This window comes from Pseudomonas sp. IT-P2 (assembly GCF_949767575.1).
Taxonomy (GTDB): Bacteria; Pseudomonadota; Gammaproteobacteria; order Pseudomonadales; family Pseudomonadaceae; genus Aquipseudomonas; species Aquipseudomonas pharyngis.
On record NZ_CATKQA010000011.1, the window covers coordinates 776,961 to 790,564 of the forward strand.

Genomic DNA, 13,604 nt, shown 5'->3' on the forward strand with positions numbered 1-13,604 from the left:
CTGTTAATAGATCGGGAGACAAACATGTCTACTGCAGCCGAAGTTCGTCCGCCATTGCCACCGTTCAACCGTGAATCGGCCATTGAAAAAGTTCGTCTGGCCGAGGATGGCTGGAACTCCCGCGACCCGGAACGCGTGTCGCTGGCTTACACCCTGGACACCAAATGGCGTAACCGCGCCGAATTCGCCAACAACCGCGAAGAAGCCAAGGGTTTCCTGACCCGCAAATGGGCCAAGGAACTGGATTACCGCCTGATCAAGGAACTCTGGGCTTACTCCGACACCCGCATCGCCGTGCGCTACGCCTACGAGTGGCACGACGACTCGGGCAACTGGTTTCGCTCCTACGGCAACGAGAACTGGGAATTCGACGACAACGGCCTGATGTTCCAGCGTTACGCCTGCATCAACGACATGCCGATCAAGGAAAGCGAACGCAAGTTCCACTGGCCGCTGGGCCGGCGCCCGGATGATCATCCGGGGTTGTCCGAACTCGGTCTGTAAACATGTATCTGCAGGAGCTGCACTTAGCAGCTCCTGCAGTTTTTTCGCTGATCATATTTGAGTCACAGAGATTTTAGTAACGGGGACCGCTTGAGGGGACATAGTTAGGATCATTCTCAAGCGTATAGGTCACCGTTGCCGAATGACTCTCTGGATTCAACTGCACATTGGATATTGAAACAATCTTGCCCGCCTTCTTAGCAAGGATTCGGCCTTGTTTTTAGCATCTTGTTCGGTCTCCGAAGTGCCGTTTAAATCGACGATAATTTCCATATGAAACCTCATTTTGTCCGTGCCCAATTCGAGTAACCGGGTGCACGAATTGTTTCATAAGGAAAGCAGTGCATAACCTGTCAGATCTGAGAGGCAGTTAGTTGAATTGGGAATGATGTTCCTCAATCTGATAACCATTGGATTGGTAAAGGCTTTGCTGGCAGAACCAAGACAGGTCGCCGCGACATGAGGAAATGAGTAACATGACTGCCCTCCCCGCAGCCCAGCTCTGCAACCTGCCGAATAAGCCGATTCCATGCCTTTCGAACTCAGCGTTGACCTCACTACCCTGGCCGTTCTGGCCCTTGTCGCTTTCATTGCCGGATTCATCGACGCCATCGCCGGCGGTGGCGGTCTGTTGACCACGCCTGCGTTGCTCACCGCCGGCCTGCCGCCGCACCTGGTGCTGGGCACCAACAAGTTGAGTTCGACCTTCGGCTCGGCCACCGCCAGTTTCACCTTCTACCGACGCAAGCTGTTTCACCCACGGCAGTGGATGCACGCTATCGTCGGCACGCTGGTCGGTGCGCTGACCGGCGCCATCGTCGCGCATTACCTGCCCGCCGAATGGCTGAACAAGATGCTGCCGGTGATCGTCTTCGCCTGCGGCCTGTACCTGTTGTTTGGCGGCACGCCGAAAGCGCCGCTGGACAGCGACGCACCGATCAAGAAAAAGTGGCAATCGACCCAAGGCTTCAGCCTCGGTTTCTACGACGGCGTAGCCGGTCCCGGCACTGGCGCGTTCTGGACCGTCAGCAGCCTGCTGCTGTACCCGATCGATCTGGTCAAGGCCAGCGGCGTGGCGCGCAGCATGAACTTCGTCAGCAATATTGCGGCGCTGTCGGTGTTCGTGTTTTCCGGGCAGGTGGACTGGATCATCGGCCTGAGCATGGGCCTGTCGGTGATGGTCGGCGCATTCTTCGGGGCGCGCACCGCGATCAGCGGCGGCGCCAAGTTCATTCGTCCGGTGTTCATCACCGTGGTGCTGGGGTTGACCGTGCGCCTAGCCTGGCAGCACTGGTTCAGCGTGGCCTAAGCGCCGCGCCACGTAGACGTCGATCAGGTAACGGGCAATCGATTTGGACGCCGGCAACGGCGGCAGAGCGTGCACGTTGAACCACTGGGCGTCTTCGATCTCGTCTTCCTGACAGACAATCTCGCCACCGGCATATTCGGCATGGAAGCCGAGCATCATCGAGTGCGGGAACGGCCAGCACTGGCTGCCCATGTACTGAATGTTCTTCACCTCGATCTGCACTTCCTCGCGCACTTCGCGGATCAGGCAATCCTCGGCCGACTCCCCAGGTTCGGCAAACCCGGCCAGCGTGCTGTAGACCCCGGTGACAAAACGCGGTGAACGCGCCAGCAAGATCTCATCGCCACGGGTCACCAGCACGATCATGCTCGGGGAAATCCGCGGATAACTACGCAAATCACACGGCTGGCAATACATCGCCCGCTCCCGCGGCACCTGGGTCATGGCCTGACCACAGTTGCCGCAGAAACGGTGTTCGCGCGCCCAAGTGCCAATCTGTGCGGCATAACCCAGCACTTTGTAGATCGTGTGATCGCCGTCGAGCATGAACGCCCGCAAGCCTTTCCAGTTGCACCCCGGCACCTCGCTGGTGCTGTGCAGTTCCAGCAGATACACCGGTTCGCCATCGAGATGGCCGATACCGTGTTCGGCCAGGATCGACAAGTCCTGGCGCTTGAGCCATTCCCGGGGGAACAGCGCGCCGTTGTCATCGAACAGGAAACCCTCGGGGCTGCGCGCCACGGCCCAGCCGCCGGGTTGATCGGTGTCCAGTACTGCAGTGGTCCAGCGAGATGTCATGGTTTCTCAATCCAGAAATTCGGGTTTCTGTTTGCTCATATGGGCGGCCATGGCCACACGCAAATCGTTGGATTGCAGCATGGCGGCGTTCCAGGTGGCAACGTACTCGAGACCGTCGTCGATGCGATGGTCGCGCATGTAGCTGATCATTTCCTTGGTGCCGGTGACCGCGATTGGCGACTTGCCGGCGATATCCCGGGCAATGTCCATCACACCTTCGATCAGGCCGTCCTTGTCGCTGTAGACGCGATTGACCAGGCCGATGCTGCGCGCCTCTTCAGCGCCAAAGGTGCGACCGGTGTAAGCCAGCTCACGCAGCATGCCGTCACCGATGATCCGTGGCAACCGTTGCAGGGTGCCGACGTCCGCCGCCATGCCGATGTCGATTTCCTTGATCGAGAATTGCGCGTCTTCGGCGGCGTAGCGCATGTCGCAGGCGGCGATCAGGTCGATGGCGCCGCCCAGGCAATAACCCTGGATCGCCGCGAGTACCGGTTTGCGGCAATTGTCGACCGCATTGAAGGATGCTTGCAGGGTCAGGATTTTTTTACGCAGCAGACGTGCATTGCGACCGACATCCTTGCCCAGCTCATTGGCCACGCCGGCCAGCATCATCAGGTCGATGCCCGAGGAAAAGTGTTTGCCGGCGCCGCTGAGCACCACCACCCGCACTTCGTCGGTGTCGTCGATCCACTGGAACACCTCGACGATTTCACTCCAGAACGCGGCGTTCATCGAGTTGATCTTTTCCGGACGATTGATCTGCACATGGGCGATGTTGTCGGCCAGTTCGACGCTGAAGGCGGTGTATTGAGTCATGGCAGAAATCCTTTACCGGGCTGAAAATGAGGCCCGAACTATAACAAGGCATCAGCACGGCGGTTCGGCCAAATGCGGGACTCTAGCCGTTCTTCACCGCGACGAAGGCGGCGGTCTCGTAAGGCACCGTCACTATCTCCCTGCCCCGCAGCTGCGGCTCGCCGGCAATCAGTTGAGCAATCTGCTCGTCGATCTTCGCGCGCTGCTGATCGCTCAGCGCGGCAATGAAACTGGTGGAGCGCACCCGGTTGAAGATCACATCTTCCGGCGCGCCGGTATGCCCGTGCTGGAAATGCTGCGCCTGCAACGGCCCGAACGCCGGATGGGGAAAGGCCTTGCGCCATTCGCCGGTGTAGAAACGCGGCGTGTCGCCTTCCAGCGCATTGACGATGGCGTCCAGTTTGGGCACCCAGTCGATCCGGGTGTCGCGCAGGTTCCAGATCAGGCCCAGTTTGCCGCCCGGTTTGAGGACTCGAGCAATTTCATCCAGCGCCTCGGTGCTGGCAAACCAGTGAAAGGCCTGTGCGCAGACCACCGCATCCACCGAGGCGTCGGGCAGCGGCAAATCCGTTGCAGTGCCGCTGACGGCCAGCACCTGCGGCCAGGCCAGCGACAGTTTTTCCAGCATCTGCGCCACCGGTTCCACGGCAATCACCTGAGCGCCGGTCGCCACCAGCCGTCCGGTGAACTTGCCGGTGCCGGCGCCGAGGTCGATAACGGTCTTGTGGGCATCGAGGCCCAGTGTGCCCGTCAGCCATTCACTGACGGCCGGCGGGTAGTCGGGCCGGCCTTTGACGTAGGTGTCGGCGGCGGTTTTGTAGCCGCTGGCGGCCGAGTGGTGAACCTGATCTTTCATGGCCAAACTCCCATGGTAGAACTGCAGATCGACGACGAACGCTGACCAGCATAGCGCCGGAAAAAGGGCTTTCCTTTAACAAAGCCTGACAAAGCGATGAATAAATGTTCACCCTGCGGTGTTCAAAGTGAAACATGACCCCTTGTGGAGCCTTGCCCATGACTATCCGTTCCGTTATGTTCGCCGCCCCGTTGCTGGTGGCCGCCGTTTTCGCGAGCCCCCTCGCCTTCGCCAATGGCGATGAAGAGGCGCCGGTACAGAAGCCCAACTGCCCCAAAGGCCAGGTGTTCGACACCAAGACGCAGAAGTGCGTGATGCAGACCAGCCATCTGGTGCCCGACGCCGACCGGACCGATTACGCCTACCGTCTGGCCAAGGCCGGCCGTTACGACGAAGCCCTGGCCCTGCTCGATACGCTGGAACAACCGAACACCGCCAAGGCTCTCAACTATCGCGGTTACGCGACGCGCAAACTGGGGCGCACCGACGAAGGCATCGGTTATTACCTGCAATCGGTGAAGCTTGATCCGCAGTACGCGCAGGTCCGCGAATACCTGGGCGAGGCTTACGTCATCAAGGGCCGCGTCGATCTGGCGCAGGAGCAGTTGCAGCACATCCAGAAGATCTGCGGCACGACCTGCGAGGAATACCGGGACCTGGCCGAAGCCATCAACGATTCATCGAAAACCTGACACGACACGCGGAGGCGAACATTTTCAGCGATCAGGCCTTCAGAGCCGAACTCGGGCAACACCTGGCGCGCCTGTGGCGTTACGGCTTGCTGCTGTCGCGCAATCGGCACGTGGCCGAGGATCTGGTGCAAGCCACCTGCGTGCGGGCGCTGGAGCGTTCGGGCCAGTACGTGGCCGGCACGCGCATGGATCGCTGGCTGCTGAGCATCCTGCATTCGATCTGGCTCAACGAAGTGCGCGCCCGCCGGGTGCGCCAGGGCCAAGGCGTGACGGAAGCCGACAGGCAGCTGACCTTCGATGGCGAATACGCCGCGCAGACTCATGTGATGGCCGCGCAGGTGATCCGCCGCGTCGATGCGCTGCCGGAAACTCAGCGTGAAACGGTGTATCTCGCTTACGTTGAAGGCCTGTCCTACCGCGAAGTCGCCGAGATCCTGCAAGTGCCGATCGGCACAGTCATGAGCCGCCTGGCCACCGCGCGCCTGAAACTGGCCGAATACCCGCCGCTGCAAGCGGTACCGAACACCCCCGCAGGAGACCGGCAATGAATACGCCTTCCGACGAGCAACTGGTGGCGTATCTGGACGATGAGCTGGACCGCGAACAGCGCAGTCAACTCGACAGCCTCATTGCCGACGATCCGCTGCTGAGTTTGCGGGTGCAATGGCTGAGCCGCAGCAACCTGCCGTTCAAGGCCGCCTATGACGAACTGGCGCAACAGGCCCCGCTCGACCGTTTGCAGGCCCGGCTCGATGCGGCACCGTCACCGCAGAAACCCGGTTTCAGCCGACGCTGGTTCATCGGCGCGGCGGCAGCGGGCGTGGCACTCGCGGGTGTCGCGGCGGACCGCTTGTTCCTGGCCTGGCAAACGCAGCAATCGCACAACTGGCGCGAGCTGGTGGGCGATTACATGGCGCTGTATGTGCCGCAGACCCTCGAACATCTGCCCACCGATGAAGCCTCGCAACAGGCGCAGTTGCGAGCCGTCGATGCGCGGCTGGGTGTAAGCCTGTCGCCGGCGAAACTCAAACTGCCCGGCGGGCAGTTCAAACGTGCGCAATTGCTTGAGTATGACGGTGTGCCGATTGCGCAGATGACCTGGCTCGATGCCAAACATGGCCCGCTGGCGCTGTGCGTCACGCGCACCAACAGCGGCAGCCAGCCGCTGGCCCATGAACGCCGTCACGGGATGAACGTGGTGTACTGGACCGAACGCGAACACGCCTGGATGCTGATCGGCCATCATCCGGCTTCCGAGCTGGAAGACATGGCGAAAATGTTTAAGACCAGGCTGAACGTTTAAAGAATTTTGTCACTATGCTGCTCGGGTGATTTTCCAAGAAGGATGGATTTATGCCGATTTCGCCACGCACAGCCCTGCTGGTCATCGACGTACAGAACGACTTCATACCCGGCGGCCAACTGGCCGTGCCTGAAGGCGACCTGATCGTCCCGCTGATCAACCGTCTCGCCGAACACTTCAAGCAAGTGGTCATTGCCCAGGACTGGCACCCGGCCGGCCACACTTCGTTTGCCTCCAGCCATCCCGGCCGTCAGCCCTATGATGTGATTCAACTGCCGTATGGCGAGCAGACTCTTTGGCCGGATCACTGCATTCAGGGTTCACACGGTGCCGAGTTTCATTCAGGACTTGATCTGCCCCACGCACAATTGATCATCCGCAAGGGTTGCAACCCGGACATCGACAGTTATTCGGCGTTTCTGGAAGCGGATCGCGTCACGACTACGGGTCTGGCCGGTTATCTGAAGGAACGCGGGATCGACACGGTGTATATGGTCGGTCTCGCGCTGGATTTCTGTGTGATGTTCTCCGCGCTGGATGCGCGGGCGGCTGGGTTCAATGCGTTTGTGGTGCTGGATGCGTGCCGGGCGATTGATTTGAATGGCTCGCTGGCGACGGCGATCGAGCGGATGCAGGTGGCCGGGGTTGGATTGATCCAGTCCACTGAACTGCTTTGACCGACGTGCTGATCGTTCCCACGCTCCGCGTGGGAATGCATACGGTGACGCTCTGCGTCACAAAGGACGCGGAGCGTCCTGGGCGGCATTCCCACGCAGAGCGTGGGAACGATCAGCGCTCTGGGTGGGAACTCAGCGATCATCAGGTCGGGGTTGGCAGCCAGAGCCTGAACCGCGCCCCACCCAACGGCGAACTTTCCACCGTCAACGTCCCGCCCTGCGCTTCCAGCGCCCGCCGGCTGATCGCCAGTCCCAGGCCAAACCCGCCAGTGGCCCGATCACGGCTGCGGTCCAGTCGATAGAACGGCTCGAAAATCCGCTCCCGCTCATCTTCCGGAATGCCGATCCCATCGTCATCCACCCAGATCTCACAGCCCTTCGGGCAGACCTGCACGCCGATCTGAATGCGTTTTTCGCAGTAGCGCATGGCGTTGCGCAGCAAGTTCTGAATCGCCCGGGCTGTCAGGCGTGGATCGAGGGTGAAGCGCTCCAGCTGATTGTGCAGCAGCACATCGATGACGATTTCCGGGGATTCCAGCTCTTCGTCGACGCTGCCCAGAATGCTGTCGATGAACTCGTCCAGCGACACTTCGACCTGCTCCGGCAACTTCGCCGGATTCTGCAAACGGCTGTAGGACAGCAACTCCAGCACCAGCTCATCGAGTTCGCGGATGTGCGCGACCAGCCCTTGCAGGCGTTCGCGGCTGGCCTGCGGCAAGTCATCGGACAGCGCCAGCGCCAGGCCGAAGTCAAGGCGGGTCAGTGGCGTGCGCAGTTCGTGGGACACGGCGTTGAGCAGGTCCCGCTGCTGGTTGAGCAGGTTTTCGATGTCGCCGGCCATGGTGTCGAACACGTTGGCCAGACTGCCGATGTTGGAGCTCGGGCCGATTTGCGTGCGCTCGCTCAAATGGCCCTTGCCGAACCGTTCGGCCGTGCCCTTGAGGCGTTCCAGATCGCGCCAGTGCGGACGAAACCAGAGCAACAGGCACGCCAGCAGACTCGCGCCGATCAGCACGTTGATGCTCCAGTACAACAGGTTCACGTCCATCGGATCCGGCGGCACCACCATCTGCACCGCCATTTCGTCGTTCAGCGGCGTGACCGCCAGCGTGCGCCAACCCCAGTCGCCCACCCGCACCATGTTCTCACCACGCCGCAGCCGCTCTTGCTCGATGGCGGTGAAGCCAGGGTCATCAATACGGGCGAGCACGATGTGCAGCGGCTGGAAATCCTTGTCCATCGACGCCGCGAGTGCCGGCCACTGGTCCTGCGGCACCGCGCGAAACTGCTTGGTGATCAGCGATTGCAGGCCACGGGAGTAGTCGAGGTTGTAGGTGACGAAACGCTGCTTGAACGCCATCACCACCAGATCCGGCACCAGATAAATCGCCGCACTGTAGGAGACGATCGTCACCAGATAGAGGCGAAACAGGATTCTGAACATCGAATCAGCATTCCCACTCGGAACGGCTGAACAGATAACCCTTGCCCCACACGGTCTTGATCTTGCGCGCCTCGCCGGCGTGGTCGTCGAACTTGCGCCGCAACTTGGAAATCGCCACGTCCACCGAACGGTCGGTGCCGTTGAACTCGATGCCGCGCAGGCGTTGCAGGATCTGGTCGCGACTCAGCACTTCACCGGCATGACGGGCCAACACCACCAGCAGGTTGTATTCGCCGCTGGACAGTTCCACCGGTTGCTCGCGCCAGGTCACCGTGCGTTCCGACAGGTCGATGCACAGGTTGCCCATCAGGATCCGGTCGTTGGCGGTCATCGGTTCGCCGAGGCTGCTGCGGCGCAGCAAGGTGCGCACCCGCGCCAGCAGGACGCGCGGCTCACAGGGTTTGGTAACGTAATCGTCGGCACCCATTTCCAGGCCCAGCACCTGATCGTGGCTGTCGTCGCGGGCGGTGAGCATCAGGATCGGCAGCGTTGCCGAGTCGGCGCGCAGCAGGCGACAGACCTGCAAGCCGTCGAGGCCCGGCAGCATCAGATCGAGGATTACCAGGTCCGGCGGACTCAGCCGCGCCCGTTCGCGCACATGGTCGCCACGGCCGATCACGCTGACGGAGTAACCGTTGCGCTCCAGATAGCTGGAAATCAGTTCGGCGAGGGCGGTGTCGTCTTCGACCAGAAGAATGTTGGGCATTGAGGTGTCCAGAACAGGCGGTGGCGACTGCTATGTCGCAAAAAATTTCAAGGCCTGAAGGATATACGCCCTCGCCCGTCCCTGAGCAAAACCCTTACACAATTTCACACAGCACCTACAAAGCTTCACCGCTACCCTCGGCGACTGTCCGTAGGATGCGCAGATCAATATTGGGGGTTGTACATGTCGAAAAATCTGCTGGCCGGGCTCGGCCTGATCGCATTGGCGCTGATGCTGAGCGCCTGTGATAAATCCTCGAACGCCGAGGAACAGGCGCCGCCGGCCACCGTGCGGATCGAAACCCTTGAGGCGCGCCCCCTGTCGATCAGCAGCGAACTCAGCGGGCGGATTGCCGCGCCGCGCATTGCCGAAGTCCGCGCCCGGGTCGCCGGCGTGGTGCTGCAACGCACCTATCGCGAAGGCAGCGACGTGAAAAAGGGCGACGTGCTGTTCCGCATCGATCCGGCGCCGTTCAAGGCTGACCTGGACAGCGCCGAAGCCGCGCTGCGCAAGGCCGAGGCCAACGCGTTCCAGGCAAAACTGCAGGAGCAGCGCTACGCCCAGTTGATCGACGACAAGGCCATCAGCGCTCAGGACTACGACAACGCCCGCGCCAATGCCCGGCAGACGGCCGCCGACGTTGCCGCCAACAAGGCTGCTGTCGAGCGGGCGAAGCTGAATCTGGGCTACGCCACCGTCACCGCGCCGATTTCCGGGCGTGTCGGCCGAGCCCTGGTGACCGAAGGCGCGCTGGTCGGCCAGAACGAAACCACGCCCATGGCGCTGATCCAGCAACTGAACCCGATCCACGCCGACCTGACCCAGTCGACCCGCGAATTGAATGAACTGCGCCGGGCCTTCCGTTCCGGCCAGTTGCAGCAGGTTGGCCAGGATCAGGTCAAGGCCACGCTGATCCAGGACGACGGTAGCCTCTATCCGTTGCCGGGCAAACTGCTGTTCAGCGACATCACCGTCGATCCGGGCACCGGTCAGATCATCCTGCGCAGCGAGTTTCCCAACCCGGATCTCGATCTGCTGCCCGGCAGCTACGTTCGCGTGCGCCTGGAACAAGGCGTGATCCAGCACGGTCTCACCGTGCCGCAACGCGCGGTACAGCGTGACAGCGCCGGTGTGGCGCAAGTCCTGACCGTCGACGATCAGATGCGCGTCGCCCAACAGCCGGTGCAACTGGGCGCGGTGCAGAACGACCGCTGGATCGTTACCGGTGGCCTGAAAGCCGGCGACCGCATTGTCATCGAAGGCCTGCAGCACGCCCGTCCGGGCGAAGTGGTGCAGATCGACGACACCCCTCTTCCACTTGCCCAGACCTCTGGTCAGTAAGCAGGACGCTCTTCTATGCCGCAGTTCTTTATCGACCGCCCGGTGTTCGCCTGGGTCGTCGCGTTGTTCATCCTGTTGGCCGGTGCGCTGGCCATCCCGCAATTGCCGGTGGCGCAATACCCCGACGTCGCGCCGCCGCAGATCGAAATCTACGCCGTGTACCCGGGCGCCTCGGCGCAGACCGTCGACGAAAGCGTGGTCAGCCTGATCGAGGAAGAGCTCAACGGCGCTGATCACCTGCTGTATTTCGAATCGCAAAGCAGCCTGGGCAGCGCCACGATCAAGGCCACGTTCCAGCCGGGCACCAACCCGGAGCTGGCGCAGGTTGATGTGCAGAATCGCCTGAAGGTAGTCGAGTCACGCCTGCCGCAAGCGGTCAATCAGCAAGGTTTGCAGGTGGAGAAAGTCTCCGCCGGCTTCCTGTTGCTGATCACTTTGACCTCCAGCGACGGCAAGCTCGACGACGTGGCGCTCAGCGATTACCTGGCGCGCAACGTGATGAACGAGATCAAGCGCATCGACGGTGTCGGCAAGGCCCAGTTGTACGGCGCCGAGCGGGCGATGCGGATCTGGGTCGATCCGCAGAAGCTGATCGGTTTCAACCTGACACCCGCTGACGTCAACGCCGCCATCGTCGCGCAGAACGCCCAGGTGTCGGCCGGCAGCATCGGCGATCTGCCGAACCCGAGCACTCAGGAAATCACCGCGACGATTCTGGTCAAGGGTCAGCTGTCGACGCCGGAAGAGTTTGCCGACATCGTGCTCAAGGCCAATCCGGACGGCTCCACCGTGCGCATCAAGGATGTGGCGCGGGTCGAAATCGGCAGCCAGGAATACCAGTTCGGCACCCGTCTGAACGGTAAACCTTCCACCGCCGTCGGCGTGCAACTGTCGCCGGGCGCCAACGCCCTCAGCACCGCGACCTTGATCCGGGCGAAGATGGATGAACTGTCGCGCTACTTCCCGGCGGGCGTGGAATACAAGATTCCTTACGACACGTCGCCATTCGTGAAGGTCTCGATCACCAAAGTGGTCTACACCCTCGGCGAGGCCATGCTGCTGGTATTTGCGGTGATGTTCCTGTTCCTGCAGAACATCCGCTACACCCTGATCCCGACGCTGGTGGTGCCCGTGGCGCTGATGGGCACCTTCGCGACCATGCTTGCGCTGGGTTTCTCGATCAACGTGCTGACCATGTTCGGCATGGTGCTGGCCATCGGTATTCTGGTGGACGACGCCATCGTGGTGGTGGAGAACGTCGAACGGATCATGGCCACCGAAGGCCTGTCGCCGAAAGAAGCAACGCGCAAGGCGATGACCCAGATCACCGGCGCGATCATCGGCATCACGCTGGTGCTGGTGGCGGTGTTCATTCCGATGGCGTTCATGCAAGGTTCGGTGGGCGTCATCTATCGCCAGTTCTCGTTGTCGATGGCCACCTCGATCCTGTTCTCGGCATTCCTCGCCCTGACCTTGACCCCGGCACTGTGCGCCACCTTGCTCAAGCCGATTGCCAAGGGCGAACACCACGAAAAAACCGGGTTCTTCGGCTGGTTCAACCGCCGTTTCGAGCAACTGACCGATCGCTATCAGGCCTGGGTTGGCTATGCGCTGAAACGCACCGGTCGTTATCTGCTGATCTATGGTGTGCTGCTGGTGGGTCTGGGCCTGTGCTTCGCGCGCCTGCCCTCCTCGTTCCTGCCGGTCGAGGATCAGGGTTACACCATCACCGACATTCAACTGCCACCCGGTGCGAGCAAGAACCGCACGGTGCAGGTGGTTGAGCAGATCGAAGCGCACAACGCCGGCGAACCGGGCGTGGGCGACAGCACTGTGATTCTCGGTTTCAGCTTCTCCGGCAGCGGGCAGAACGCCGCGCTGGCGTTCACCACGCTCAAGGACTGGTCGCAACGCGGCAGCGACGACTCGGCCAGTTCGATTGCCGACCGTGCCAACATCGCCCTCAGCCAGATCAAGGACGCCGTGGCCTTCGCCGTGCTGCCGCCGCCGGTGGATGGTCTCGGCACTTCCAGCGGTTTCGAGTTCCGCCTGCAGGATCGCGGTGGCCTGGGTTATGCGACTTTGATGGAGGCGCGCACCCAGTTGCTGGAAGCCGCCGAGAAAAGCCCGATCCTGATGAACGTGCGTGAAAGCGCACTGGCCGAAGCGCCACAAGTGCAACTGGAAGTGGACCGTAAACAGGCCAACGCGCTGGGCATTTCCTTCGCCGATGTCGGCAACGCGCTGTCCACTGCCATCGGTTCCTCGTACGTCAACGACTTCCCCAATCAGGGGCGGATGCAGCGCGTTGTCGTGCAGGCCGAAGGCGACCGTCGCAGTCAGGTCGATGACTTGCTGAAAATGCACGTGCGCAACGACGCCGGGAAAATGGTGCCGCTGTCGGCGTTCGTCCGAGCCACATGGACCCAGGGCCCGGCACAACTGACCCGCTACAACGGCTACCCGGCAATCTCGATTTCCGGTGAGCCGAAACCTGGTCACAGCACCGGCGAAGCCATGGCGGAAATCGAACGTCTGGTGGCCCAGGGGCCGAAAGGTCTGGGTCAGGAATGGACTGGTCTGTCGTTGCAGGAGCGTTTGTCCGGCAGTCAGGCACCGATTCTGCTCGGGCTGTCGCTGCTGATCGTGTTCCTGTGTCTGGCGGCGTTGTACGAGAGCTGGTCGATTCCGACTTCCGTGCTACTCGTCGTACCGCTCGGTGTTCTCGGCGCGGTCCTGGCGGTGACCTTGCGCGGAATGCCCAACGACGTCTTCTTCAAGGTCGGCCTGATCACCATCATCGGCCTGTCGGCGAAGAACGCGATCCTGATCATCGAGTTTGCCAAGAGCCTGTATGACGAAGGTCATGACCTGATTGACGCCACGCTGCAAGCCGCGCGTCTGCGCTTGCGGCCGATTGTCATGACCTCGCTGGCGTTCATTCTGGGCGTGGTACCGCTGGCGATTGCCACGGGCGCAAGTTCGGCAAGTCAGCAGGCGATTGGCACCGGGGTGATTGGCGGGATGATTACCGCAACATTGGCGGTGATTTTCGTGCCGGTGTTTTTCGTGGTCGTGATCAAGCTTGTGCGCCGGTTCACCAAGCCTGATTGATAGAGCGCTCCCGGCGCGGTGGCCAGAGGTCGCCGCGCTGG

13 protein-coding genes are annotated in these 13,604 nt (G+C 61.5%); 8 read left to right on the plus strand and 5 right to left on the minus strand.

Annotation, left to right across the window (positions count from 1 at the left end):
• Positions 1-24: 24 nt before the first annotated feature.
• Entirely contained in the window at positions 25-504 is a 480-nt protein-coding gene (locus tag ACM6JM_RS10225; protein ID WP_039768666.1) for a DUF1348 family protein, read from the plus strand.
• A gap of 529 nt (positions 505-1,033) precedes the next feature.
• A complete protein-coding gene (locus ACM6JM_RS10230; RefSeq protein ID WP_027611974.1) occupies positions 1,034-1,813 on the plus strand; it encodes a TSUP family transporter in 780 nt (259 codons plus the stop codon).
• On the opposite strand, the gene nudC is transcribed toward ACM6JM_RS10230, so the two are convergent.
• The 3 genes from nudC to ACM6JM_RS10245 form a co-directional block, all read right to left on the minus strand.
• On the minus strand, positions 1,781-2,611 hold the full coding sequence (gene nudC / locus ACM6JM_RS10235; RefSeq protein WP_064596865.1) for an NAD(+) diphosphatase: 831 nt from the start codon (positions 2,609-2,611) through the stop codon (positions 1,781-1,783). The genes ACM6JM_RS10230 and nudC overlap by 33 nt on opposite strands.
• 6 nt (positions 2,612-2,617) lie before the next feature.
• Entirely contained in the window at positions 2,618-3,430 is an 813-nt protein-coding gene (locus tag ACM6JM_RS10240) for a crotonase/enoyl-CoA hydratase family protein (protein WP_011334292.1), read from the minus strand.
• An 82-nt stretch (positions 3,431-3,512) separates the two neighbouring features.
• The gene (locus ACM6JM_RS10245) at positions 3,513-4,286 is read right to left on the minus strand and encodes a class I SAM-dependent methyltransferase (protein WP_039768672.1); all 774 of its coding nucleotides are present in this window, start codon (positions 4,284-4,286) and stop codon (positions 3,513-3,515) included.
• Between the two features lie 158 nt (positions 4,287-4,444).
• Between ACM6JM_RS10245 and ACM6JM_RS10250 the strand changes: the two genes are divergently transcribed.
• The 4 genes from ACM6JM_RS10250 (at position 4,445) to pncA (ending at position 6,958) form a co-directional block, all read left to right on the plus strand.
• Positions 4,445-4,978: a tetratricopeptide repeat protein gene (locus ACM6JM_RS10250; protein ID WP_039768673.1), complete on the plus strand. Its 534-nt coding sequence runs from the start codon at positions 4,445-4,447 to the stop codon at positions 4,976-4,978.
• 62 nt (positions 4,979-5,040) lie between these two features.
• Positions 5,041-5,526, plus strand: coding sequence for an RNA polymerase sigma factor (locus tag ACM6JM_RS10255; protein ID WP_103385203.1), 486 nt, complete (start codon positions 5,041-5,043; stop codon positions 5,524-5,526).
• Positions 5,523-6,281, plus strand: a complete 759-nt coding sequence (locus tag ACM6JM_RS10260) for an anti-sigma factor family protein (RefSeq protein ID WP_039768675.1) — start codon at positions 5,523-5,525, stop codon at positions 6,279-6,281. Before ACM6JM_RS10255 ends, ACM6JM_RS10260 begins: the two co-directional genes overlap by 4 nt.
• Positions 6,282-6,331: 50 nt before the next feature.
• Positions 6,332-6,958: a bifunctional nicotinamidase/pyrazinamidase gene (gene pncA, locus ACM6JM_RS10265; protein ID WP_039768677.1), complete on the plus strand. Its 627-nt coding sequence runs from the start codon at positions 6,332-6,334 to the stop codon at positions 6,956-6,958.
• A gap of 142 nt (positions 6,959-7,100) precedes the next feature.
• Here the strand turns inward: pncA and ACM6JM_RS10270 are convergent, their stop codons facing one another.
• The gene (locus ACM6JM_RS10270; protein ID WP_039768679.1) at positions 7,101-8,402 is read right to left on the minus strand and encodes an ATP-binding protein; all 1,302 of its coding nucleotides are present in this window, start codon (positions 8,400-8,402) and stop codon (positions 7,101-7,103) included.
• Between the two features lie 4 nt (positions 8,403-8,406).
• Positions 8,407-9,108 (minus strand): response regulator transcription factor, encoded by a 702-nt coding sequence (locus ACM6JM_RS10275; RefSeq protein ID WP_039768681.1) that lies wholly within the window; start codon positions 9,106-9,108, stop codon positions 8,407-8,409.
• A 183-nt stretch (positions 9,109-9,291) separates the two neighbouring features.
• Here ACM6JM_RS10275 and ACM6JM_RS10280 point away from each other — a divergent pair, with 183 nt between their 5' ends.
• On the plus strand, positions 9,292-10,449 hold the full coding sequence (locus tag ACM6JM_RS10280) for an efflux RND transporter periplasmic adaptor subunit (protein ID WP_039768683.1): 1,158 nt from the start codon (positions 9,292-9,294) through the stop codon (positions 10,447-10,449).
• Between the two features lie 15 nt (positions 10,450-10,464).
• Positions 10,465-13,563, plus strand: a complete 3,099-nt coding sequence (locus ACM6JM_RS10285) for a multidrug efflux RND transporter permease subunit (RefSeq protein WP_414881794.1) — start codon at positions 10,465-10,467, stop codon at positions 13,561-13,563.
• Positions 13,564-13,604 lie beyond the last annotated feature (41 nt).

Excerpts from the sequence above, each read along its gene's own strand:
- ACM6JM_RS10225 (WP_039768666.1), top strand. The coding sequence starts at position 25 with ATGTCTACTGCAGCCGAAGTTCGTCCGCCATTGCCACCGTTCAACCGT.
- ACM6JM_RS10230 (WP_027611974.1), top strand. The coding sequence starts at position 1,034 with ATGCCTTTCGAACTCAGCGTTGACCTCACTACCCTGGCCGTTCTGGCC.
- nudC (WP_064596865.1), bottom strand. The coding sequence starts at position 2,611 with ATGACATCTCGCTGGACCACTGCAGTACTGGACACCGATCAACCCGGC.
- ACM6JM_RS10240 (WP_011334292.1), bottom strand. The coding sequence starts at position 3,430 with ATGACTCAATACACCGCCTTCAGCGTCGAACTGGCCGACAACATCGCC.
- ACM6JM_RS10245 (WP_039768672.1), bottom strand. The coding sequence starts at position 4,286 with ATGAAAGATCAGGTTCACCACTCGGCCGCCAGCGGCTACAAAACCGCC.
- ACM6JM_RS10250 (WP_039768673.1), top strand. The coding sequence starts at position 4,445 with ATGACTATCCGTTCCGTTATGTTCGCCGCCCCGTTGCTGGTGGCCGCC.
- ACM6JM_RS10260 (WP_039768675.1), top strand. The coding sequence starts at position 5,523 with ATGAATACGCCTTCCGACGAGCAACTGGTGGCGTATCTGGACGATGAG.
- pncA (WP_039768677.1), top strand. The coding sequence starts at position 6,332 with ATGCCGATTTCGCCACGCACAGCCCTGCTGGTCATCGACGTACAGAAC.
- ACM6JM_RS10270 (WP_039768679.1), bottom strand. The coding sequence starts at position 8,402 with ATGTTCAGAATCCTGTTTCGCCTCTATCTGGTGACGATCGTCTCCTAC.
- ACM6JM_RS10275 (WP_039768681.1), bottom strand. The coding sequence starts at position 9,108 with ATGCCCAACATTCTTCTGGTCGAAGACGACACCGCCCTCGCCGAACTG.
- ACM6JM_RS10280 (WP_039768683.1), top strand. The coding sequence starts at position 9,292 with ATGTCGAAAAATCTGCTGGCCGGGCTCGGCCTGATCGCATTGGCGCTG.
- ACM6JM_RS10285 (WP_414881794.1), top strand. The coding sequence starts at position 10,465 with ATGCCGCAGTTCTTTATCGACCGCCCGGTGTTCGCCTGGGTCGTCGCG.